Source organism: Streptomyces sp. NPDC002619, assembly GCF_042889305.1.
Classification (GTDB): Bacteria; Actinomycetota; Actinomycetes; order Streptomycetales; family Streptomycetaceae; genus Streptomyces.
Window position 1 is genome coordinate 1 of record NZ_JBIAQV010000026.1, and the last position, 22,941, is coordinate 22,941.

Genomic DNA, 22,941 nt, shown 5'->3' on the forward strand with positions numbered 1-22,941 from the left:
TTCGTCTTCGACCGCTTCTACCGTTCACCGGCCGCGCGATCCCTGCCGGGTTCCGGGCTCGGACTTGCGATCGTCCGGCAGATCGCCGAGACGCACGGCGGCGGCGTGGCCGCCGAACCGCTGCCGCAGGGCGTACGACTGCGGCTGTGGCTGCCACCGGTGAGCCTGGCGGCGGAGCAGCTGGACGGGCCGACAGCCCCGCAGGCAGGTTGACAGCGCGTACACGATCCGTACCTCAGCGTTCGCATTTTCTTCACCCGGCCCACCGCAGGTCAGCCCCTGGCTCACACAGCTTGTCGGCATGCCCTCCGGAGCCGTGTGCGCAGGTTCGAATCCTGCCGGGGGCACCCTCTCTGAGGTGCCTAAAGACCCCGTCACCAGCGGAAACGCTGAGGCCGGGGTCTTCGTATATGCAGCCGTACGCAGCGCTGGGCGGCCCTATGCCGGGGTCTGTGGAGTATCCCCTTCAAGGCCCTTCGCCTCTCACCTCCCTATGACAGTGGGCGGCACTTTCTTCGTCGCCGTTGCCGGCGCCGGGGGGTTGCGTCGTAGACGACGGGAGCAGGACCGATGCGATGGAGCCGATTGCTGTACAGCAGCGAAGTACAGCAACCGGTACGACCGCAGCCGACCATCACGGCACGTACGCGGCTGACTGGCCGGCCCAGCAAGCCTCAGCGAGCGCCGCGCCCGTAGTTCGCATCGAGGGGCTCCGTGCCCGCTGCGTGCCCGTTCCGAGGGGACGAAGCGGGGAACGACGGGCCAGCCTGCGCTCTGTCCCAGGTCGGAGTCTCGGCAGGTCGGCCAAGACCCGCATACGGCGTCTTCCGAACTGGGGCTCTAGCGGTCGCCTGTCGGCATCCTTGCCGCGGTTCGGGTACGGCGAGCCCCACCGCCGCGCGAGCGGCCTGACACGCCGCCACAGTCGCCGAGAGTACCGGCCGACACCCGCGCCCAGCCAGCACGTGCTTCACCTGTCGGGCGCCCCTCAACCATCGCCCTCTCGGGTGGATCAGCACGGTCAAGCGGGAGCGAGCGCCCTTGGTGGGGACCTATGGCCTCGCGGGCGAGGTCTGCGGTCCGCCACAAGGGAGTCGACGGACCGGTGCCTGATGAGGGGCGAGGATGGCAGCTTCAGTGAGCAAGGTTGCCGTGAGCAAGTTGCCGCTGGTCGGCGCAATGTTCTGGGCGACCAAGATCGTGGCCACAACGCTGGGCGAGTCGGCATCGAACTTCGTCACGATGGCGCCATTGAATCTCGGCTACGCCGTCGGCGCGATCATCTTTCTGGTGGCCTTCGTGCTCACCCTGGTGATGCAGCTCAAGGCCGACCGCTTCCGCCCGATGGTGTTCTGGTCGGTCATTCTGACCACGAGCATCGTGGGCACCTCGATGTCCGACTACATCAACCGCACCGCTGGGCTCGGTTACGCCGGCGGCTCGATTCTGCTGACCAGCCTGCTGGCGATCGTGCTGATCGGGTGGCGGATGACCGGACAGACCATGGATGTGGAGCGGATCGCCACGACGGAGGGCGAGGTCTTGTACTGGACCGCGACACTGGTGTCCAACACGCTGGGCACCTCCAGTGGTGACTTCCTTTCCGGCGGTCTGGGTCTCGGCTTCCGCGACAGCTCTCTGTTGCTGTCCGGGGCCATGCTCGTGATCCTCGCCGCGCACTATCTGACCCCGATCTCGGGCACGGTGCTGTTCTGGGTGGCCTACGTGTTGACCCGCCCTCTGGGTGCGGTGGCGGAGAACGCGGTGGAAAAGCCCGTCGCGCAGGGCGGACTCGGAGTAGGAACCACGATCACCTCATCCGCTCTGCTCGCCGTCCTGGCAATTCTGGTGGGCTGGCAGATGCTCACCGATCGCCAACAAACCCACACGGCGGATACCGTCCTCGCATCCGATAGCCACTATCACCAGCCCGCTGGTCAATCAACAGAAACTTCTGCGGATGACGACGCGGGCAAACCCGCCGACACGCCACGCGCACCAGAAGGAAGGCGACCGGGCCGATCATTCTGAGCTGAGTGGGGGCTGAGGCTGTCAACAGGAGGACTTCAGTCGAGGCGTTGTTCCTCGCCGTCGGGGCCACTAGGCCCAAAGCCCCATCCGAGTCGGTTGCGGTGGCTGTGCAGCAGCGGAGTACAGCAACCACCGCAACCACAGGTGGCCACCAACGGCTGTCGATGACCGCACGACCAGTGCCCTGGACCGGATTGGCGTTCAGGTCGTGCGCGTGGTCGTAGTCCTGGACTCGCACAGCGGTCTACGGGCCGTACCACTCTGATCTCGTTCGGCGTCCCGCCAGGCGGGCGCGAGCATCGGATCCGCCGGGCTCATCAGGCGGCGCTGGAGCGGCGTGAGGGCAATGCGCGGCAGGTCGCAGCGGGTCGTTGGACCGACGTGAAAGTCTTGTATTAAGCCCAAGGGCTGGCTGGGGAGGTGTCTTCTGGATCAGATCGGCTGACAGGAACGGTGCCCGATCAGCCGCCCCCGGCGAGGGCGATGGGGGTGCCCCCGAGCGAGCGCGCTCGCGCGGGGGGAGTCGACGGGTGACGACAATGCGCAGATGCGCGTGCCAGCCCAACGACGCCGGCATTGTCCATAAAACACCCCTATCCAGCGCCCGTCCGTCCCGGCGGCGCGGGCCGAGTTCTCCTGCCCGTTGGGTCTCCGGCCTGACTGGGTCTATCGTCGGAATTCCGGGGCCAGGACGAGGAGGACGGCCGGTGATGCCGCAGGACGAGGCCGTGATCGGCTGCACGGGGAAGGTACTCATCGGAACTCGCGGATCCGCGGGCCCCGGCGAGGTCCTGGTGCGAGTCAGAGGCGGCTCCGAGACCTTCCTCGCCTGGTCGGAGGATCCCCTGCCCACAGGCGCGACGGTGCTCGTGATCGAATCGCGTGGATGCCGCGAGGTCGGCGTCATCGAGTGGGTGGATCCATTGGACGCGCTCGGCGGCTATCCCGCCGGCGCCGGCTGAGGAGTACAAGCATGTTCGGATACCGCGTTCCCGCTCCCGACGAGGCGATGCTGATCTCAGGGGGCCGGCGGGGACTGGGGGGCGCGCCGTTCCGAGTGGTGACGGGGCACGGCAAGTTCGTGGTCCCGATCTTCCGTAAGACCCGTTTCCTCACGCTGTCGATGTGCGAGGCCGAGGTCACCGAGACCTGTGTGACCAGGCAGGGCATCGCCCTGCACGTCCGCGCCGTCATCGCCTTCAAGGTCGGCAACGACCACGAGAGCATAATCAACGCGGGCCAGCGGTTCCTCTCCGACCAGGACCAGATGTCGGTGCTGACCGGCCGGATCTTCGCCGGCCACCTGCGGGCCATCATCGGCTCGATGACGGTCGAGGAGATCGTCACCGAGCGGCAGAAGCTTGCCGCGGAGGTCCTGGACACCTCCAAGACCGAGATGGCGAAGATCGGCCTGATCGTGGACTCGCTGCAGATCCAGTCGATCGACGACGGCGACACCGGCTACATCGACGCGATGTCCGCGCCGCACAAGGCTGCCATCCAGCGGCAGGCCCAGATCGCCCAGGCGCAGGCCACCCAGGCCGCGGTCGAGGCGGAGCAGGCGGCGGCCCGCAAGCAGGCCGAGTACGCCCGGCAGACCGCGGTGGTCAAGGCCGAGTACTCGGCCGAGGTGGACCGCGCCCAGGCCCAGGCCGCCCAGGCCGGACCGCTGGCGCAGGCGCACGCCCAGCAGGAGGTGCTCGACGCCCAGACGGAGCTGGCCCAGCGCCAGGCGAAGCTGCGCCAGCAGCAGTTGGTGGCCGAGGTCGTGAAGCCCGCCGAGGCCGAGGCCGAGCGGGTCAGGATCCTCGCCGCCGCCGAGGCGCAGCGAATGAAGATCCAGGCGGAGGCGGCGGCCTCGTACGACCGGGTCGCGCTCGACCGGATGCTGATCGACCAGCTCCCGCAGATCGTGAAGGAGGCCGCCGGCGGCCTCGCCGGCGCCAATGTCAACGTCCTCAACGGCGCGGACGGTCTCGGCGAGATCGCCGCCGGCCTGGTGTCCCAGGGCCTGACGATCCTCGACTCGGTCCGGCAGAACCTGAACGGCCAGGAGTCCGACGGCCGCCGCCCCGAGGAGAGCAAGGGCAACGACCTGCTCCAGTTGCACTCGAGCAAGGAGAGGAACTCGAACGACGGTCCGGTGGACGTTGACTAAGGCTGTCCGAACCGGTCGGCGTCCTGCACGACAAGCTCGACCTGAGCGATGACGTCACCGGCTGGATCGCGGGCCTGAACCTGGACAGCGTCGGTTACGTCATCGTCTGCCTGTTCGTGGTCGTCTGGGCCGTGGCCGTCGCCTACCGGCGCCTGGCCAAGGTCGAGGAGCGCTGGAACGCCCGCACCGCAGACACCGGCTGATCGGCTCCTCGATCCAGCGGACGGTCTTGCCGTCGGAGTAGGTCTGCAGCGCCTTGAGGGTCAGCTGGTCGGTGTCGTCGGGCAGCTGACCGAAGGCGACGTTGAAGTCCCCGTAGTGGTCGGCACGAGCACGGGCAGCGAGAGCAACGCGGTGACGACCAGCCGGTCCCGGCCCTCGTACGAGGCGGTCTCCCCCGGTCGTTCGGGTTGGGACTCGCGTTCGGGCCGCGGCGGCTCGGGCAGTTCCGCCGTGTACCCGGCGCGCTCGACGGCCGCGACGACGGCGACACGCCACGCCATCGGACATGACCGCGGGGTGGGTGGGGGCTGTGTGTCGCTGTCGGCCCGGTGTTGGTGCGTTCGCTGTTCGTCCTTCACCTTTCCGTCGTTCCCGGTTGCAGCGAGACGCGGATCCTTGCGCGATGCGGTCGAGGCCCAGGGGGTGGGTCCTCGATCGCGGTGCGGGCACGGGCACCGTGCTTCATGACGAGGGGGCTCACGATGGCGCGATTGCACGGGCCAGCAGTACGGCATCGGCGCTGGTCCAGGGGCGCCGTTGCCACGGCAACCGCGGTGTTTCTCGTCGCTCTCAACGGTGCGTCACCCGCCCACGCAGCCGCCGGCACGCCGATTGCGGGAGCCGGTTCGACGTGGGCGCAGAACCCGATCGAGCTGTGGAGAGCCGGTGCCCAGGTGTTCGGCTACGGCGTGGTCAACTACAACGGGACGGGCTCGATCGACGGGCGGAACCAGTTCCGGGGCGGCACGGTGGACTTCGCGGTCTCGGAGCTGCCGTACGGCCTGACCGAAGGCGGGGTCACCGACCCGCCGCCCACCCGACCCTTCGCCTATGTCCCGGTCGTAGCAGGTGGTATCGCCTTCCACTACAACCTGCGGGCCAATGGCAAGCGCATCACGAACCTGAGGCTGTCGAGCGCGACCGTGGCCGGGATCTTCACCAGGACCATCACCCGGTGGGACGATCCGGCGATCAGGGCGGACAACCCGGGGACCCAGCTGCCGAACCTCGCGATCACTCCGGTCGTCCGTTCCGACGTCAGCGCCACCACGGACGGGCTGACCCGCTGGCTGTCCACCGAGCAGCCGACGGTGTGGAGCGCCTACTGCTCGGCGGCCGGGCGCGGCACCGGATGTGGGGCGACCACGCTCTTCCCCACGGTCCCGGGGGACGTGGTCCTGGCGGGCTCGAACGGCGTGACCGGCTACGTCGCGCAGGCCGGGAACAACGGCGCGATCACCTACGCCGAGTCGAGCTATGCGCTCACAAGGAACACCTCGACGGCCAAACTGCTGAACCGCGCGGGATACTACACAGCTCCCACCGCCGGCGCCGTGGCGATCGGGCTCTCCACGGCCCCGTCCGACCCGTCCGGCATCGCCGGTCTGGGCGCCGCCTACACCAATCCGGATCCGCGGACCTACCCACTTCCGATCGTCAGCCATCTGATCGTCCCGACAACGACGGACAGCAGATTCACCACGACGAAGGGACAGACGCTCAGCTCATTCGCCTCCTATGCGCTGTGCCACCAGGATTCGGCATCGGGCCTGGGAAACGCACCACTGCCACCCAATCTGGTCCAGAGCGGCCTCGACACGAAGTCCCGCATTCCTGGTTCCTCGCTCAGTGAGGTCGACACGTCGGCCTGCGTCGCCTCGTCCGCCACTGCGCTCCAGCACGTTCCGCAGCCCCAGGCGTGCGACCGGGTGGGCAGCCAGTCGTGCGACAGCGACGCCCCGGGCGGCCGGACAGAGTCGATCACGACAACCCTCGAGCCCGGGGCGCTGGCGATCTCCATTGCGGACAGCCCGCAGGTTGTGCTGCCCAGTCCGGTGCTCGACTCTTCGGGCACGTATCTCCACACCTCGGGTCAGATGACTCCCATCACCGTCACCGACACCCGCCCCGGGAATATCGCATGGTCGGCCTCCGGCCAGATCGGCGACTTCACGGGCCCAGCCGGCAGCACCATCGACGCAAGCAGTCTGACCTGGACCCCTGCCGTCGTCGATCACGGCAACGTCCAGACCGTCACGGCCGGTTCCCCGGTCGTCCCCGGCGACGGCAGTGGGTTGAAGGACCCCCGGACACTGGCCACCGGGATCGGCCCCGGCAGCGCGGTTGTCGGGGCCGGGCTCGACCTCGACGCCCCGACCTCCACGACGCCCGGTACCTATACCGCGGTCCTGACGCTGACCGTCATCTGACGGGAATCGTCACACCGCCGTCGGACGAACGCCTGAAGCGGGTGTCGCAGAATCCTGCCGGGGGCACAGCGCGTTACCGCTGACCCCAGTTTGGCGGTCCCGCCCGTGGTGTCGGACGAGGCTCGGCCGCGCGGTGGCACGCCATCAGGGGACGCTGTTCTTCGTCATGCTGCCGCTGAGCACGCTGAAGCTGCACGTGGACGCGATCACGGCGGTGTTCGGCAGGACAACGCCCTTACTGCGCCGGGCTGTTGAGGCGCCGTTGCTCGCCCTGCGGCTCGCGGGGTTCGCGGGAGGGGCCTTCGTGGTGCTGCCGCCGCAGAAGGCACTGCCGTACCTCGCGGTCGAACTGGCCGTCTCCGGCTTCTACCTCAGGGCCTGCTTCGCGCCGAACCACATCGGGATGCCGATGGCCGGCGCCGACACGTCGCTCGACTTTCTGCGCCGGCAGGTGCTGATGTCCCGCAACGTCCGCGGGGGGCGGTGGACGGACCTCGCCATGGGCGGACTCGGCCTCCAGATCGAACACCACCTCTTCCCCGCCATGCCCGGCCCCAGCCTCCGTCTCGCGGCACCCCTGGTCCGTGACTTCTGCGACCGCCACGGGGTGCCGTACGCCCAGACGGGACTCCTCTCGGCGTACGGCAGCGTGGTACGTCACCTCAACCACGTCGGTTTCCGGGGCAGCCCTCGCTTCGTCTGCCCCGTCGTGACCGCCCTGCGTCCCGGGTGGTGAAGTCTGGTCAGGCCGGGCGCGTCCAGGCGTCCGGGCTGGGCTTCAGGATCGCGGCGACGGCCGTGCGGGACGAGGTCATGACGTCGGCCACGAAGCGCAGGCGCCCCACGCCGAGCCCGCGCAGTGCCCGCCCGTGGTCCGCCGTGACAACCAACGAGACCGTGAGCAGAAGGAGTTGCCAGCCGACCAGTACCGGGCGGCGTGTGAGGCGGGGCAGTTCGGCCAGGGAGGCGTGCAGGCGCTCGCAGTGGAAGGGGACGTGGCGCTGCTCGTCGAGCAGGATCCGGCCCGCCACGTCCGAGGTGAGCGCGTCGTCGGTGCCGTCGCGCAGGGCGCGGTAGTAACGCAGCGCCACCACTTCCGCGATCATCAGCACGAGCAGTTCCAGGCGCAGTCCCATGAGGCGCCGTAGCCGTACGAAGACCGTGTCGCTCCAGTGGCCGGACAGTGTCGGCATACCGCCGGCGGCCAGCAGAAGGGCGAGCAGACGGGCGTGGTTCTGTTCCTCGGCGACGAAGAGCCGGACCGCCTGCGCGTAGTCGGCGTCGCCGGCCTCGTCCGCCTTGCCGATCAGATTGGCACCGTCACCGTCCTCGCCGACCTGGAAGCGCTGCACACTGGCCCACACCGCCGGATGCAGCACCGCTCCCCGCCCCCAGTCCGGGTCACCCTGAGCCTGTCTGCGCTCGCGCTCGTCCTCGAACCGCCGTGTCCACTTGGCGAATCCAGTCGTATGCACCCGGTTCCCCTCTCCCCGGCACGGCCGTCGTGCCCTGGTGGGGAACGACGCCTGCGGGCACCGAAGCGTTCCCTCCACCGCCGTCCGGCGCGGGAGCGGCACTGCGGGCGCACACTGGAAGCAGTAGGGCTGTGTCATGTGCCGCGCGTGGAGGTGAGCCATGAGCACTCTCGAAGAGCATGTCGATGTCGGTGTTCCGATCGACCGGGCCTGGGAGGGCCTGCATCAGGTGGAGGACTGTCCGCGGTTCGTGGAGGGGGTGCGTGGCGCCCGTACGGACGCCGGAGGGCGGGCGCGGATCGATGTCGAGGCCGGGGGTCGGGCCAGGGAGTTCGAGGCCGAGGTGGCCGACCGTGGTGGGGAGCGGGTGATGGAGTGGCGCACCAAGGGCGCCCCCGAGCTGTCCGGCTCCTTCTCGCTGCTGCCGATCGACACCGGCCACACCCGGGTCCAGGCACGCCTCGAGTACGACCCCGACTCGGTCCGGGAGACCTTCGGCGGGCCCAAGGGGTTCGCCCAGGCCGGCGCGATCGAGCGGCTCGTCCGCAGCGATCTGCAGCACTTCAAGGAGTATGTGGAAGAGAAGGGGTGAACCGGCGCGCGATAAATCGGGTGCGGGTGTGCGGCGGGGCGGGTAGTTTCTCCTGCGCGCCTTCCGATGCGCCGCGCCCCGGTTACTTCCTTTCGACCACACACCGGTGCCCACTTCGATCTCGGAAGGCGTTCGTCTCCGTTCCGTGTGCGCCAAGTTGCGCTGCTCGCGCGCGTCGCCATGACGACCCGCGCGCCCTCTCCCGTCCGCCACCCGCCAGGGGGACCTCTGCATGACCCAGTTCAACCGTCAGCGGGCCAAGGCCGAAGCCAGGACCGAGATCCAGGCCGAGATACCGGGCTTGACCGCAGGCGGAGCGACTTCCTCGCTCTCCATCCACGGACAGTGGACCGTCCGGACCAGCTTCCGCACGGTCACCTCGCGGGCCCAGGGATCGGTGTCCCACCGCCTCAACCACGAGGGCGGTGCCGGGTACGTCCGGGAGCCGAAGTCCGAGCTGTTCCTGCTGGCCGTCGCCAACATGGTGGGACAGCACAGCTTCTACGAAGGCGCCGGGTCCCGCGACGCACGGTACGCGGACCTGGTGCGCCAACTCGCCGTCAGCGAACCGGAGTGGACGCTCGGCCTGCTGCGCTGGCTGCGTGCCGAGGCCCATATGCGCACGGCGTCGGTGGTGGGCGCGGCCGAGTTCGTCCGGGGGCGGCGGGATGCCGGTCTCGTCGGCTTCTCCCGGCAGGCCGTGGACGCCGTGCTCCAACGGCCCGACGAACCGGGTGAGTTGCTCGCCTATTGGACCGCACGGTACGGACGCGCCCTGCCGCAGCCACTCAAGCGCGGGATCTCCGACGCGGTACGGCGGCTCTACACCAACCGCGCGCTGCTCAAGTACGACACAGCGTCGCGGGGCTTCCGGTTCGGTGACGTACTCGAACTCACCCATCCCGCCCCCGCTCCCGAACGGCCCTGGCAGGGCGAGCTGTTCCGGTACGCGCTGAACCGGCGCCGGCGACCCGAGCGTGCCGTACCGCCCGCCTCCGATGCGCTGCTCACCGCGCACCACGCGCTCATGGCCGTGCCGGTCGAGGAGCGGTACGCGCTGGTCACCGGGGCGGACGGGGCCGAGCGGCTGGCCGCGGCCGGGATGACGTGGGAGGCGCTGGCGGGATGGCTGCAGGGGCCGCTGGACGCCGCGGTGTGGGAGGCCGTGATCCCCTCGATGGGGCCGATGGCACTGGTGCGTAACCTGCGCAACTTCGACCTCGCCGGGGTCGGCGACGAGGCGGCCGCCGACGTCGCGCGGCGGATCTCCGACCCCGTGGAGGTGCGCCGCTCGCGGCAGTTCCCCTTCCGGTATCTCGCCGCGCACCGCAACGCGCCGTCGCCGCGCTGGGAGGAGGCCCTCGAAGCGGCCCTCGGGCACTCCCTGGCCAACGTGCCCGCGCTGCCCGGCAGGACGCTGATCCTGGTGGACCGGTCGGGTTCGATGTTCGACCTGCCCAGCGCGCGGACTCGGCTCAACCGGGCAGACTCCGCAGCCATCTTCGGCACCGCGCTGGCGCTGCGGGGCGAGCGGGCCGACCTCGTCGAGTTCGGCAGCACCAGCCGGACGATCGCGCCGGAGCCGGGCGAGTCCGTGCTGCGGACGCTGCGCCGGTTCCACGACCTCGGGGGTACGGACACGGCGGGTGCGGTGACCCGGCGCTACGACGGGCACGACCGGGTGGTCGTCGTCACCGACGAGCAGGCGTTCCGGACACCGCGGGTGGACCCGCTCGCCGCCGTGCCCGAGCACGTGCCGGTCTACACGTGGAACCTGGCCGGTTACGCGCTGGGCCACACCGCGCCCGGGCCGCTCCGGTACACCTTCGGAGGGCTCAGCGATGCCGCGTTCCGGCTGATCCCGCTGGTGGAGTCGGGGCGTACGGCGGGGTGGCCGTGGGAGACGGAGACCCACGGCTCCGCCTTCCCCGCCGATGACCGCTGAGCACTCCCGGCGCCGCTCAGCTCACCTGCCCGGCCCATTCGTCCGCGAGCAGACCCAGCACCACCACGTCCATGAAGCTGCCGTACACCCACGCCGTGCGTCGCAGCGTGCCCTCGGCCGTGAAGCCCGTCTTCCTCGCCGCCGCGATCATGGGGGCGTTGTCGGCGAGGGTTTCCACCTGGAGGCGTTGCAGGCCGCGTACCGCGAAGCCGTACTCGCACAGGACGCGGACGACGTCCGCGCCGAGGCCGCGGCCGCGGAACGCGGAGAGCAGGGAGATGCCGAGGTGGGCCGACCTGTTGTGGGTGTCGACGCCCCACAGCAGGGCCGCGCCGGCCAGTGCCTGGGTTTCGAGTTCCACCACCGAGAAGGGCGCCACCTGCTCCGACGGCTCGGTCACCGCGAAGGGCGAGTGCGGTGAGCCGGCGGAAATCGGCTGCCAGGGGCGGGAGTCGGTGCGGGTACGGCCCGCCACGTCGTCGTGGAACGCGGCGTGCAGCGCCGGGACGTCCACCTCGTGCCGGGCCCGCAGCCCGATCTTCTCGCCACGTATCACCCGCCATGGCTATCGCACCGCGTCGCGGCGGGCAACCGGATTCCGCGCGGCCCCCTGCCCACGCCGTACGCGACCGGCCTTTCTTTACGCACTCCTGACGTCGCACCCCGCATCCGCGAGCCGCCGCCCGGTGTCATCACCGGTGTCACTGGTCCCGTCGGAGAATGGAGTGCCATGGAGGGCACCGTCGTCGCAGTCGTACTCGTGGCCGTGCTGGCCCTGATCGTGCTGCGCAGTGGGATGAAGGTGGTCAACCAGGTCGAGCGCGGAGTCGTGTTCCGCTGGGGCAAGGCGCTGCCGGCGTACCGGCACCCGGGCATCACCTTCCTGATCCCGTTCGCCGACCGGATGCGGAAGGTGAACGTGCAGGTGGTGACCATGCCGGTGCCGACCCAGGAGGGCATCACCAGGGACAACGTCTCCGTCAAGGTCGACGCCGTCGTCTACTTCCGGGTGACCGACCCGGTGCGGGCCGCCATCGAGGTCCAGGACTACGTCTTCGCCGTAGGGCAGGTCGCCCAGTCCTCCCTGCGGTCCATCATCGGCAAGAGCGACCTCGACGACCTGCTCACGGACCGGGAGCGGCTGCACGAGGGGCTGGCGCTGATGATCGACAGCCCGGCCACCGAGTGGGGCATCCACATCGACCGCGTCGAGATCAAGGACGTACAGCTGCCGGAGTCCCTGAAGCGGTCCATGTCGCGTCAGGCCGAGGCGGAGCGGGAGCGACGGGCGCGGGTCATCACCGCGGACGGCGAGTTCCAGGCCGCGCAGCAGCTGGCCAACGCCTCACGGATCATGTCCGACACCCCGGAGGCCATGCAGCTGCGTCTGCTGCAGACCGTCGTGGAGGTCGCCGCCGAAAAGAACTCCACGCTCGTGATGCCCTTCCCGGTGGAGCTGCTGCGCTACTTCGACCGGGCGGCCAAGAAGATCGACGCGGGCCCGGCGGCGACCGACGGGAAGGGCTCCCTCAGGGTGCCGGCACCGACAGAGGCTCCGGAGTCGGGCGACGACCGGCCGTAGCCAGGGCCAGCGTCACCGCGAGGGACGCGACCGCCATCACCGTCATCGCCGTGGCGGGTGAGGTGAGCTGGGCCACCGAACCCGCCAGCGCGGCGCTCACGCCCTGCATCGTCAGCATGCCGGCCGAGTGCAACCCGAGGGCGTGACCGCTGAGTTCGTCCGGGATCAGGGACATCAGCCGTTCCTGCTGGACCAGGCTCGCGCCGAAGCCGACCGAGGCGAGGGTCGCGCAGACCGCGGCGACCGGGACCGCCGGGTGCAGGGCGAAGAGCAGATACGGCGCGGCCAGCAGCACCAGCAGCGGAGTCGCCAGCCGCCCCCGCACCTCGCCCGGCACCAGCCGGCCGACGGTCAGGTCCCCGGCCAGCATGCCGAACGCCCCGCAGGCGAACAGCGTGCCCGCGTCGTGGGGGGCGTACGACACGTAGAGGGACTCGCAGCCGACGACCAGCCCGTTGGGGATCCACAGGCCCAGGTAGGTGAGGCGGCGCGGGCGCGCGGACCACAGGACGGCGTTGGTGCGCCAGGTCGCCGCGACCGAGGGACGCCCGGCGGCCCTCGGCGGGCGGACGCTGAGGCCGAGGCGCGCGACGAGGGCCGCCGCGAGATACAGCACGGTCGCCAGGAGCAGCGCGGTACGCGGGGACAGCACGGCCACCAGGACGCCGCCCACCGCGAAGCCGATGACCTGCATGACCCCGGAGAGCATGTTGAACACCGAACGCCCCAGCAGATAGCCGTCCTTGGCGAGAATCTCGGTCAGCAGGCCCCAGCGAACCCCGCCGCCGAGGGACGCGACCAGACCGAGGACGAGGACGACGGCGAAGATCCCGGCGACCGGCAGTCCGGGCAGCGCCAGGACTGCCGTACCGGCCGCGAAGGCCAGGGAGATCCCGGCCAGCGTGGACCTCGGGGGCAGCCGGTCGGCGCCCGACATGAAGAACGTCGCGCCCAGCATCTGGGCGAGCGACGGGCCGAACATGCTCACCGCGGACAGCAGCGGCGACTCGGTCGCCCGGTACACGAGCGTGCCGAGGGCCAGTGCACTCACGGTCCCGGCGGCGGTCTGGGCGGCGGAGGCGAGGAAGAGCGGGGTGAATTCGGGGGTGCGGAAGAGGGCTTGATAGCTGCTGTTTCGGGGTCTGCTCGGGTCGCTGGCCATGCGTGGAGTCTCGAGCGGGTCCGGTGGCGGTGGTTATTGTTTCGCCAGGACGCGAAACGTCGTACGCGACGGGACCACAAGGGGACGACGGGGAGGAACCCTTGGGCTGGTGGCAGGTCAATGCCGACACGCTCGCCCGCAGCCGGTTCGTGCTCTCGCCGCTCGCCGAGACGTTCGCGAGCCTGAAGCTGCTGCACGCGGGCGTGGGCGCGCATCCCGGGGAGACGGCCTGGCTGCACGCCCACCTGCCCGCCTACCGCGCCCGTCTGGCGGCCGACCCGGTCACGGCCCTCCTGGTGCGCTCCGGGCTCGGCAGGGCGTGGATAGCCGACTTCCTCACGCCCACGCCCCGGGACGGGGAGACCTTCGCCGAGGGCGTGGCCCGGATCCGGTCGGCACACCCCGCCGCCGCGCGCGACCATCTGCGCCTGTCCCTCGAGGGCCCGCTCCCCGTCGACCTCGACCGCGACGACCTGCCCGCCCGCGCCGCCGCGCTCCTGGAGTACGTGTGGCACGAGACCGTACGGCCGTACTGGCCCCGGCGCCGCCGCGTCCTGGAGGCGGACGTGGTCGCGCGGACCGCGCAGGTGAGCCGGGGCGGCTGGGCGGCCGCGCTCGACGCGCTCGCGCCGGGACGCACCCGCTGGCTGGGGGAGAACCGGCTCCAGGTGAACCGGCACGAGTACCCGCCCCGAGAGATCTCCGGCGCCGAGCTGGTGTTCGTGCCGGTGACACCGCAGTGCGGGTGGGTGTCCTGGGAGGAACCGGACCGGTACGCCGTCATCTACGCCTGCGCCGGGGCGCTGACCGGCGCCCGCGACAGGGCGGTGCCGGCGAGCCTGGGGGCGCTGCTCGGGGACGCGCGGGCCGGGGTGCTCGTGCTCCTCGGCTCCCCCATGAGCACGAGCCAGGTGACCGCGGTGACCGGGCAGGGGCTGGGATCGGTCGGCCGGCATCTGAAGGTGCTGCGGGAGGCGGGGCTGGTGGAGCGGCACCGCGCGGGCCGTTCGGTGCTGTACTCGCGCACGGCGGCGGGTGAGGTCCTGGTGAAGGCCGGGGAGCCGCCCCGACACCCGCTGGAGCTAGCATCCGCTCATGACGACTACTGACCACAACGGTTCTGTCCTCGACGTCGAGATCGGTGCCCTGCAGGGCGGCCCCGCGGATCTGCCGCAGTACGCGGGCAAGGCCGTGCTCATCGTGAACGTGGCCTCCAAGTGCGGCCTCACCCCGCAGTACACGGGCCTCGAGCGCCTGCACGAGCAGTACGCGGCCCAGGGCTTCACGGTCCTCGGAGTGCCCTGCAACCAGTTCATGGGGCAGGAGCCCGGCAGCGCCGAGGAGATCGCCGAGTTCTGCTCCGCGACGTACGGCGTGACCTTCCCGCTGACCGAGAAGGTCGAGGTGAACGGGGAGGACCGGCACGCGCTGTACGAGCGCCTGGTCGGCTTCGCCGACGCCGAGGGGCACACCGGCGACATCCGCTGGAACTTCGAGAAGTTCCTGATCGGCCGCGACGGCACGGTCCTCGCCCGCTTCTCGCCGCGCACGGAGCCGGACGCGGCGGAGGTCGTGTCGGCGGTGGAGAGCGCCCTCGCCTGACCCTGCCGTTCCCTGCCGTCTGACTTTGCCCCTGGGGCAGGGGTGAGCGTTCTCGTCACCGGGCGGCAGGCGCCCGGTAAGGGCCCACCAAGGTCCACTGTCCCCACGCGTCGGCCGCGAGTGAGCCGTAGGGGCGCGCCGGCGTCGAGGGGGCTGGGGGTCCCCCCGGCTCGAGCGAGCCGAGAGCCAGGGGGAGCGCGGAGGCCCGAAGGGTCGAGCACGATCGCCGTCTCGACACCGGCTGAAAGCGCCCCGAAGGCGAACGAGCCAAAAAAATGGGAGGCGGAAACCCGGGCCCCCTCGGCAAGGACGGCGAGCTGGTCGAGAGGGCTCCGGGGTGGTGCTGTTGAGTTGTGTCGCGGGAGGTCGGTGTGGGCGAGGGTCAGGGATGCCCCCCTTACGCCTTGACCGATGCCACGAAGGTGTTCCACGCGGCTGCGGGGAACGCCAGGATCGGACCCTCGGGGACCTTGGAGTCGCGTACGGCGAGGTCCGCGGTCGCGGGCGACCTGACCTCCACGCACGCCCCGTTCCCGGCGGAATAGGAGGACTTCGTCCACGTCTCCGTGGCGCCCTGAAGCAGTGCCATGTCCACTCCTGTTGCGAGTTGCTGTAGTGCGATTCACGCCAACCCTGTTGACCGATTGGCGTGATCGACGCTACTCGGCAACATCCCCTTCCGGAGCGGTCGTTCACTCTTGTGGATGGCATATTCCAGAGGAGACTTACGCCGCGACGATACGACGGTGTACGATCCGGCGCCGCGCCCGGCGAAGGTCTTACCGGGCTCTCAGCGGGCGTACTCCTTTGCCACGTCTGCGATGAATTGCCGGGATTGCTCCACGTTCAGGGACTGCGCCCGCAGGTGCTCGTACATCACCGCGTACTTCTGGACGTCGTGCGCCTTCTCCAGGTACAGGTCGCTGGTGACGCCCTCGAGGTAGACCACGCTCGAGTCGGCCGCGTCCGCGAACTCCAGGATCGCGTACTGCCCGTTGAGCCCCGGATGCGCGCCCACCTCGAACGGCAGCACCTGCACGGTGACATGGGGCAGCTGCGACATCTCGATCAGATGCTCCAGCTGCTCTCGCATCACCAGCTTGCTGCCCACGACGCGACGCAGCGCCGCCTCGTCCAGCACCACCCACAGCCGAACCGGGTTGTGGTCCGCGGTGATACGTTCCTGTCGGCGCAGGCGCACCTGGACGCGCTTGTCGATGTCGCCCGTCGAGGTCTCCGGCAACGCCCCCTGCACCAGGGCCTCCGCGTACGCCCGGGTCTGCAACAGCCCGGTGACGAGCTGGGGTTCGTACACGCGCAGCGACTCGGCGTCCGTCTCCAGGCCGATGTACACGCTGTACGGGATGTCGCCGAAGGCATGCCACCAGCCCTGCTGCCGCGAGTCCCGGGCCATCTCCATCAGCGACTCGACGACCCGCTGGTCCTCGACCTCGTACACCCCGCACAGGTCGCGCACATCGCGCTGACTGATGCTCCTGCGGCCGTTCTCCAGACGGCTGATCTTCGACTGCGACACGAGCAGCCGTTCCGCCACCTCTTCGGCCGTCATGCCCTTGAGTTCGCGGAGCCGGCGCAGCTCCTGGCCCAGCCGGCGCCGCCGGACGGTGGGATTGACATTGGACACCACGGGACGTGCACCTCCGGCTGCCTGCCTGGTCTAAACACTTTGCGTATCTGCTGTTGAGCAGACTGCCACCAAGGTCCTTACTACCGCTGAGGAATGGTGGATATGCGGCGCGTACGCGTCAGTTCGGGCACATACGGCCGAGCGGGGTGGTGAGACGTGGTCTCACCACCCCGCTCGAACCAGCGGCTCCCGTACCGGGTCTTGGGGACTGACGGTGCGGCGGTGCGGTTGTGCGGTGTTGCCCGGTGCGAAGGTGCCCGGAGCGGTTGCTGCGGTTACTGCGCTTGCTGTGTCGGATCGCTGCGCGCGGCGCCGTGGGACTGCGGCTCAGTGGGCCACGGCGCGCGCCATCGGTCCGTGACGCGACTGCATCGGTACGCCGCGGGCGGGTTCCGCCGTCTGCCGGACGCCCGGTCCGGCCGGGCGGCCGGCCGAGGCCGGACCGCGGCGCGGCTGTGCCGCCACGCCGTTCTGGACGTCCATCACGGCGTGCGCGACGAGACCGCCCATCGGGTCATGCCTGATCAGATCCCGCAGCCGGGACCGGGACGAGCGTCCCTCGTTCCCGGGATACAGGTGCTTGCCGAGGCCGACCGCGTGCGCCAGGGCGGCGAGCGCCGCGGTCCGCGGGTCCGGCGGTACGCCGGTGCGGATCGCGGAATCCAGTCGGGCTCGGATCTCCCGGCTGATCGCGTTGTCCGTCGCCTGATAGCGAGTGGTCGGCAGCACCCCGCACATCTGACCGGCCACGGCATGCACCATGCCGCACCGCTCCAGATGCGTGAGGTAGGTCTGGCGCAGCCCCAGCCGGGGCCCGCCGATCCAGTGGACGGCACGCACGGGAGCGCCACGCCTTCGCAGCAACTCCAACGCGCAGTCCAATGTCGGATCTCCAGTCGGCCGTGGGGCTACCACGGCGATACGATCCCCGTCTGGGGCTATCCGTCCGGCCAGCGCCAGCTCCACTAGCTGTGCTCCGGCCAGACCGAGGTCGAGCGACTGCGGCTGCGCAGTGGTACCCGTGGCCGGGTCCAATGCCAGCAGCAGAAGCTCCTCCGGAAGTGTTCTGCGGCTCCTGCCCATCCATGCCTCCCCGCGTGGATGAATGACAGGGTGACCCCTCTCACAATGGTCTGTCGAGGGTGCGTGACCGCTTCGAGAGGGAACCGGTAGGTATGTCGTTCTCGTCTACCGCATGGGGCAAGCCCGCACACAGGACACTGGTGCATGGTTCGGACAGCGTCGGGGAGGCGTTGTGCGGGCGGCGTTGAGGGTTGGCGGTCAGTTCGGCAGCCGCGCGGAGGACGTGCGGCACATAGGAGGCATCGGTGGCGGGCGAGTCCCCCGACAGGTCGAAGCAGCGCGAGTCGTCGGCAGAACCGACGCCGGGGGGTGGGAACCCGGTTCCCGAGGCGCGCGACCCGCGCCTCGCGGTGGCCCGAGCCGACGTGGACACCACGACGAAGGTCCTCTCGACCCGGGCCCTGCCCCCGGAGGAACTTCCGACCCCGGATGACGCCCGCTTGCGCGCGGCGGTGGCGGCGTGGGTCAGGTCGGGCTCCGGGGAGCCCAGGCCGACGGCGGAGGAGCCGGGGGTGGCGGTTCGGAAGGCGTCGGCGGCCGAGGACACCGCGGAGGCCGAGACCGCCGCCGAGACCGAGGGTGCGGCGGACGCCGACGGCATCGCGGAGACCGAGGGTGCCGCAAGGACCGAGGGTGCCGCTGAGATCGACGGCGAGCCCGAAGACGTGACGGGAGACGACTCGGAGGCCGAGGGCACGGCTGACGCCGAGTCCGAGGCCGAGGGCACGTCGGGAGACGACTCCGAGCGCGAGGGCACGGCTGACGCCGAGTCCGAGGCCGAGGGCACGGCCGGTGACGACTCCGAGCGCGAGAACACGGCCGGTGACGACTCCGAGCGCGAGAACACGGCCGACACCGAGCCCAAGGCCGAAGACACGTCGGGAGACGACTCCGAGCGCGAGGGCACGGCTGACGCCGAGTCCGAGGCCGAGGGCACGGCCGGTGACGACTCGGACGGCGAGAACACGGCTGACGCCGAGTCCAGGGCCGAGGGCACGTCGGGAGACGACTCCGAGCGCGAGAACACGGCCGACACCGAGTCCAGGGCCGAGGGTGCGGCTGGTGACGACTCGGACGGCGAGAACACGGCTGACGCCGAGTCCGAGGCCGAGGGCACGGCCGGTGCGGCGGCCGACGAGACGGGCGACGCCCCTGGGACGGACGACGACCCGGACGAGCCTGCGGCGACTTCCGCCGAGGCCGAGATGGCCGGTGACGCCGAGGCGGACAAGGCACCGGAGGCGTCTTCCGACGAGCAGCCCGAGCCGGAGCAGGAGGCAACGCCCAAGGCGGACACGGCCCCCGGCGCGGACAAGCCAACAGAGCCGAAGTCCGGCGCCAAGTCCGTCCCGGCCACGGACACTGACCCCGCGTCGGACACCGAGACCGACGCGGACACGGACACCGAAGCAGCGGCAGCCGCTGCCCCGAAGGCGGACGAGAGGCCGAAGGCCGACGCGGACCGGAAGACCGACGCAGGCGCGAAGACCGACGCCCGCCCGGATGCCCACACGCCCGCGGACGCCGACGGCGAGGACGCCCCTCAGTGGCCACCCGCAGTCGACGACGAGAGCCGCACGGGTGGTGCGGGTGGGAGCGAGTCGTCCGAAGGCGAAGCCGAGGACGCCGCCGACGACGACCCGCAGGGCCCCGTCGATCACCCCACCGCCGTTTTCAAGGCCCCCCGGCCGCAGGTCGACCAGCCGACGACCACCCTGAAAATCGGCGGCGGCGCAAAACCCGCCAACACCGCCAACGCGCCGCAGGCAGACCGCACAAGCAAGTTCGTAGCCCTCAAGCCCCTCGACGCCACCACCACCTTCCCCCAGGTCGGCCCCGAGCGCACCACCCAGCAACCGCTCCCCCCGAAGCCCCCATTGGACCTCCTGGCGGAGCTGACGAACACGCCCCCGCCTCCGCAGACGCCCATCCGTACGCTCGTCCGTCGGGTCAAGATCTGGACCCCGCTGGTCGCCCTACTGGCGATCATCTTTGCGGTCGTACAGACTGTCCGCCCGGTCCCCCAGCCCGCCCTCGACCTCACCGCGCAGGACAGCTACACCTTCGACGGCGGCAAGGTCGACATCCCGTGGCCGTCGCAGGGCCAGGCCGCGCTCGACGTGCAGGGCATCGGTTCCTTCGGCTCGAACGGCGACCAGAAGCCCGTGCCGATCGCGAGTGTCGCGAAGGTCATGACGGCGTACATCATCCTGCGCGACCACCCGCTCAAGAGTGGCGCGGACGGCCCGAAGATCAAGATCGACCAGGTCGCCCAGGACCAGTCCCGCGCCGGCCAGGAGTCCACCGTCGACGTCACCGCCGGTGACTCGATCACCCAGCGCGAGGCATTGGAGAGCATCCTCATCGCCTCCGCCAACAACGTGGCCCGGCTGCTCGCCCGCTGGGACGCGGGATCCGAGAAGGCGTTCGTGGCGAAGATGAACGCCACCGCCAAGGACCTCGGGATGACGAACACGACGTACACCGACCCCTCCGGGCTGACGAACTCCACCGTCAGCACGGCCGTGGACCAGGTGAAACTGGCCAAGGCCGCGATGGAGAAGCCCGCCTTCCGTGAGGTCGCGGCGATGATGTCGTACGACGACTACAAGGGCGTCAACCACTCCAACTGGAACCAGCTGGTCGGCCACAACGACGTCGTCGGCATCAAGACCGGCACCACCACCTCGGCCCTCGGCAACCTCGTCTTCGCGGCGAAGAAGGAGGTCGGCGGCGAGACCCGCACCATCGTCGGCGCCGTCCTGCGCCAGACCGCGGGCGGCCCGGAGAACACCATCCTCAGCGCGGCCCTGTACGGCGGGGACCAGCTGATCCGCGCCGCGCAGGGCGCCCTGCGCTCGGCGACGATCATCAAGAAGGGCGCCGTCGTCGGCTATGTGGACGACGGTCTCGGCGGCCGTACCCCGGTCGTGGCCGCCAAGGACGTCACCGCGGCCGGCTGGGCGGGCCTGAAGGTGAAGCTGTCCTTCACCTCCGACGCCGTACCGCACACCGCGAAGGCCGGCACCAAGGTGGGCACGCTCACCGTGGGTGATGGTTCGGGCGGCGCGGTGGCGGTTCCCGTGGCCCTGCAGAAGGACCTCGTGGAACCGGGCTTCACGGACAAGTTGACCCGTCTCGGCTGACCCACAGCACACGATCCGTCCCCGCACCCCGCCGACGGAGCCCCACCCGGGAGCTCTGCGGCGGGGTGCGTGCTAGCGTCACGAAACGGGGCAGGTCGCCGGTCGCAGGACACGGCCGCCAACTGGACGGGAAGCGGCCGGGAACACCGAGGAAAGCGGCCGAGAACAGCAGACGGGACACGGGGAGTGCCTTCAGGTGGCCACAGCGGAGCCGACACGCGCCGACGACGCCGATCCGGGCCCGGGAACCGGCCCGCGAATACGCATGCCCGCGCCCGACACGGACAGTCACGACACCCCGCCCGACCGCGCCGCTGAAAACACCGCGGCCGGCGTACGGTCCCGGCTGCTCGCCGCCGCCGAACCCCTACGCCGGCGGCTGCTGACGCATCCCGCCCTGTTCATGGCCGCGCTCGCCGGTGTGCTGCACGTCATCTGGTTCTTCACGTTCGCGAACAGTGGCGGAGACCTCGCGGCACAGGACGCCTGGGCCGAGTTCGTCGGCCGCCACCCGGACTCGGCGTACAACCTCGCCTGGTACGGCGGTATGCACCCGGTGTCGTACAGCGTGGTCTCGCCGTATCTGATGTCGGTCCTCGGTGTCCGTACGACGATGATGGTCGCCGGCACCGTGTCGGCGGGCCTGCTGACGCTGATCCTGGTCCGCAGCCGGTCGGTCCGGAACCCGCTGTGGGCCGCGCTCGCCGGCGTCTTCGCGCTGGTCTGCAACGCGCTGTCGGGCCGGGTGACCTTCGGTCTGGGCACGATGTTCGCGCTCGGCTCGGTGGCGGCGGTGTTCTGCTGGCCGTACCGCTGGCGGTTCAAACGGTGGGCGAAGGCGCTGGTCGCCGCGCCGCTCGCCGCGCTCGCCACGATGGCGTCGCCGGTCGCGGGCCTGTTCGTGGGCCTGGTCGCCGTGGCGCTGTTCCTGCAGAAGCGCCGGCCGGGCGCCTGGGCGCTGGGCCTCGCGCCGACGGCGGTCGTCGCGGTGGCGGCCTGGCTGTTCCCGTTCTCCGGCACCCAGCCGATGACGATCGGCTCGGTGATCCTGCCGCTGCTGTACGGCCTGTTCTGTCTCTTCCTCGTCCCCAAGGAGTGGGCGACGGTCCGGCTGACGGCCGGGGTCTACAGTCTCGCGGTCGTCCTGGTGTGGCTCGTCAGCTCGCAGATCGGGTCGAACATCTCGCGGTTGCCCATGCTGTTCGCGGGGGTCGCGCTGATCGCGGCGCTGCCGTTCGCGGTGCCGCGCTCGCGCAAGTGGTACGCGATCGTGGTGGCGTTCCTCGGATTCGCCGGCTGGATCGGCTTCAAGTCGGTCGACGACATCGTGCACACGACCCCGGCCGCGTCCTGGGCGCGCGAACTCGCGCCGCTCGTGAACCAGTTGCAGCAGGTCGGCGCCGAGAAGGGCCGCGTCGAGGTGGTCCCGGCCCGCTCCCACCGCGAGGCCTCCGCGCTCGCGCCGTACGTCAACCTGGCCCGCGGCTGGAACCGCCAGGCCGACATGGAGCGCAACCCGCTCTTCTACGACGACACCCTCAACTCGGCGAACTACCACGAGTGGCTCCAGCGCTGGGCCATCCACTTCGTCGTCCTGCCCAAGGACGAGCCGGACGGCGACGGCGGCGAGCGGGAGCGGACACTCCTCCAGCGCGGGATGCCGTATCTGAAACAGATCTGGGGCGACGCGAACTGGCAGCTGTTCCGGGTGACGGACGCGGTGCCGCTCGCCGAGCCGGACGCGGTGGTGGACCGTGCGGAGCAGGGCGAGCTGACGATCGAGGTCCACAAGGCGGGCCGGATCCTGATCCGCATCCCGTACTCGCCGTGGCTGAGCATCGTCGACGCGGAGGGCAAGAGCCTGAAGCCGCCGCAGGAGACGCAGGCCTCCAAGCACCGTCCCGAGGGCATGCCGAAGACGTACGCCAACGTCAACGGCTGTCTGATGGAGACGGAGGAGGACGCGAAGGGCGACAAGTGGACCATGCTGGTCGCGCCGAAGGCGGGCACCTACCGGTTGGCGTCGCCGTATCAGCTGCCTCGCGGAACACCCTGCCCGGATGCGCTCAAGGCCCCCTGACGCCC

At 70.4% G+C, this 22,941-nt stretch carries 19 protein-coding genes and 2 pseudogenes; 14 read left to right on the top strand and 7 right to left on the bottom strand.

The window, feature by feature from the left end; translation table 11 throughout:
- From ACFYXB_RS30815 to ACFYXB_RS30835, 5 genes and pseudogenes are all read left to right on the top strand, one after another.
- On the top strand, positions 1-213 hold a 213-nt coding region (locus ACFYXB_RS30815; RefSeq protein ID WP_389587870.1), incomplete at its 5' end, for a sensor histidine kinase.
- A 924-nt stretch (positions 214-1,137) separates the two neighbouring features.
- Entirely contained in the window at positions 1,138-2,031 is an 894-nt protein-coding gene (locus ACFYXB_RS30820; protein ID WP_389587872.1) for a hypothetical protein, read from the top strand.
- 710 nt (positions 2,032-2,741) lie between these two features.
- On the top strand, positions 2,742-2,993 hold the full coding sequence (locus tag ACFYXB_RS30825) for a hypothetical protein (protein WP_389587874.1): 252 nt from the start codon (positions 2,742-2,744) through the stop codon (positions 2,991-2,993).
- Positions 2,994-3,004: 11 nt separating this feature from the next.
- Complete coding sequence (locus tag ACFYXB_RS30830; protein ID WP_351345440.1) at positions 3,005-4,189, top strand: SPFH domain-containing protein; 1,185 nt, start codon at positions 3,005-3,007, stop codon at positions 4,187-4,189.
- 8 nt (positions 4,190-4,197) lie between these two features.
- A pseudogene (locus ACFYXB_RS30835) lies at positions 4,198-4,392 on the top strand (HoxN/HupN/NixA family nickel/cobalt transporter); the annotation flags it as partial.
- 4 nt (positions 4,393-4,396) lie between these two features.
- Here the strand turns inward: ACFYXB_RS30835 and ACFYXB_RS30840 are convergent.
- Positions 4,397-4,510, bottom strand: a pseudogene (locus tag ACFYXB_RS30840) (DUF1775 domain-containing protein); the annotation flags it as partial.
- Positions 4,511-4,965: 455 nt separating this feature from the next.
- Here ACFYXB_RS30840 and ACFYXB_RS30845 point away from each other — a divergent pair.
- Positions 4,966-6,621, top strand: a complete 1,656-nt coding sequence (locus tag ACFYXB_RS30845; RefSeq protein ID WP_389587876.1) for a substrate-binding domain-containing protein — start codon at positions 4,966-4,968, stop codon at positions 6,619-6,621.
- Between the two features lie 79 nt (positions 6,622-6,700).
- Complete coding sequence (locus ACFYXB_RS30850; RefSeq protein ID WP_389588031.1) at positions 6,701-7,357, top strand: fatty acid desaturase family protein; 657 nt, start codon at positions 6,701-6,703, stop codon at positions 7,355-7,357.
- A 7-nt stretch (positions 7,358-7,364) separates the two neighbouring features.
- Here the strand turns inward: ACFYXB_RS30850 and ACFYXB_RS30855 are convergent, their stop codons facing one another.
- On the bottom strand, positions 7,365-8,096 hold the full coding sequence (locus ACFYXB_RS30855) for a ferritin-like domain-containing protein (protein ID WP_389587878.1): 732 nt from the start codon (positions 8,094-8,096) through the stop codon (positions 7,365-7,367).
- 160 nt (positions 8,097-8,256) lie between these two features.
- Between ACFYXB_RS30855 and ACFYXB_RS30860 the strand changes: the two genes are divergently transcribed.
- Both ACFYXB_RS30860 and ACFYXB_RS30865 read left to right on the top strand, forming a co-directional pair.
- Complete coding sequence (locus ACFYXB_RS30860; RefSeq protein WP_389587880.1) at positions 8,257-8,688, top strand: SRPBCC family protein; 432 nt, start codon at positions 8,257-8,259, stop codon at positions 8,686-8,688.
- A gap of 232 nt (positions 8,689-8,920) precedes the next feature.
- Entirely contained in the window at positions 8,921-10,633 is a 1,713-nt protein-coding gene (locus ACFYXB_RS30865; RefSeq protein ID WP_389587882.1) for a TROVE domain-containing protein, read from the top strand.
- 16 nt (positions 10,634-10,649) lie between these two features.
- Here ACFYXB_RS30865 and ACFYXB_RS30870 read toward each other — a convergent pair whose 3' ends face one another.
- Positions 10,650-11,189 (bottom strand): GNAT family N-acetyltransferase, encoded by a 540-nt coding sequence (locus ACFYXB_RS30870; protein ID WP_389587884.1) that lies wholly within the window; start codon positions 11,187-11,189, stop codon positions 10,650-10,652.
- A 174-nt stretch (positions 11,190-11,363) separates the two neighbouring features.
- On the opposite strand from ACFYXB_RS30870, the gene ACFYXB_RS30875 reads away from it, so the two are divergent.
- On the top strand, positions 11,364-12,215 hold the full coding sequence (locus ACFYXB_RS30875; RefSeq protein WP_389587886.1) for a slipin family protein: 852 nt from the start codon (positions 11,364-11,366) through the stop codon (positions 12,213-12,215).
- Here the strand turns inward: ACFYXB_RS30875 and ACFYXB_RS30880 are convergent.
- The gene (locus ACFYXB_RS30880; protein ID WP_389587888.1) at positions 12,163-13,377 is read right to left on the bottom strand and encodes an MFS transporter; all 1,215 of its coding nucleotides are present in this window, start codon (positions 13,375-13,377) and stop codon (positions 12,163-12,165) included. The genes ACFYXB_RS30875 and ACFYXB_RS30880 overlap by 53 nt on opposite strands.
- 101 nt (positions 13,378-13,478) lie before the next feature.
- Here ACFYXB_RS30880 and ACFYXB_RS30885 point away from each other — a divergent pair, with 101 nt between their 5' ends.
- A complete protein-coding gene (locus ACFYXB_RS30885) occupies positions 13,479-14,486 on the top strand; it encodes an ArsR family transcriptional regulator (protein WP_389587890.1) in 1,008 nt (335 codons plus the stop codon).
- Positions 14,473-14,979, top strand: a complete 507-nt coding sequence (locus ACFYXB_RS30890; protein WP_351345470.1) for a glutathione peroxidase — start codon at positions 14,473-14,475, stop codon at positions 14,977-14,979. Before ACFYXB_RS30885 ends, ACFYXB_RS30890 begins: the two co-directional genes overlap by 14 nt.
- A gap of 397 nt (positions 14,980-15,376) precedes the next feature.
- Here ACFYXB_RS30890 and ACFYXB_RS30895 read toward each other — a convergent pair whose 3' ends face one another.
- From ACFYXB_RS30895 to ACFYXB_RS30905, 3 genes are all read right to left on the bottom strand, one after another.
- Positions 15,377-15,568: a DUF397 domain-containing protein gene (locus ACFYXB_RS30895; protein WP_351345473.1), complete on the bottom strand. Its 192-nt coding sequence runs from the start codon at positions 15,566-15,568 to the stop codon at positions 15,377-15,379.
- 201 nt (positions 15,569-15,769) lie between these two features.
- Positions 15,770-16,627 carry a helix-turn-helix transcriptional regulator gene (locus tag ACFYXB_RS30900; RefSeq protein ID WP_351345476.1) on the bottom strand — a complete coding sequence of 286 codons (858 nt, stop codon included), beginning with the start codon at positions 16,625-16,627 and terminating at the stop codon, positions 15,770-15,772.
- Positions 16,628-16,954: 327 nt separating this feature from the next.
- Positions 16,955-17,710 (bottom strand): GPP34 family phosphoprotein, encoded by a 756-nt coding sequence (locus ACFYXB_RS30905; RefSeq protein WP_389587893.1) that lies wholly within the window; start codon positions 17,708-17,710, stop codon positions 16,955-16,957.
- Between the two features lie 245 nt (positions 17,711-17,955).
- Between ACFYXB_RS30905 and ACFYXB_RS30910 the strand changes: the two genes are divergently transcribed.
- The gene (locus ACFYXB_RS30910; RefSeq protein WP_389587895.1) at positions 17,956-20,856 is read left to right on the top strand and encodes a D-alanyl-D-alanine carboxypeptidase; all 2,901 of its coding nucleotides are present in this window, start codon (positions 17,956-17,958) and stop codon (positions 20,854-20,856) included.
- Positions 20,857-21,052: 196 nt separating this feature from the next.
- Positions 21,053-22,936: an MFS transporter gene (locus ACFYXB_RS30915; RefSeq protein WP_389587897.1), complete on the top strand. Its 1,884-nt coding sequence runs from the start codon at positions 21,053-21,055 to the stop codon at positions 22,934-22,936.
- Positions 22,937-22,941 lie beyond the last annotated feature (5 nt).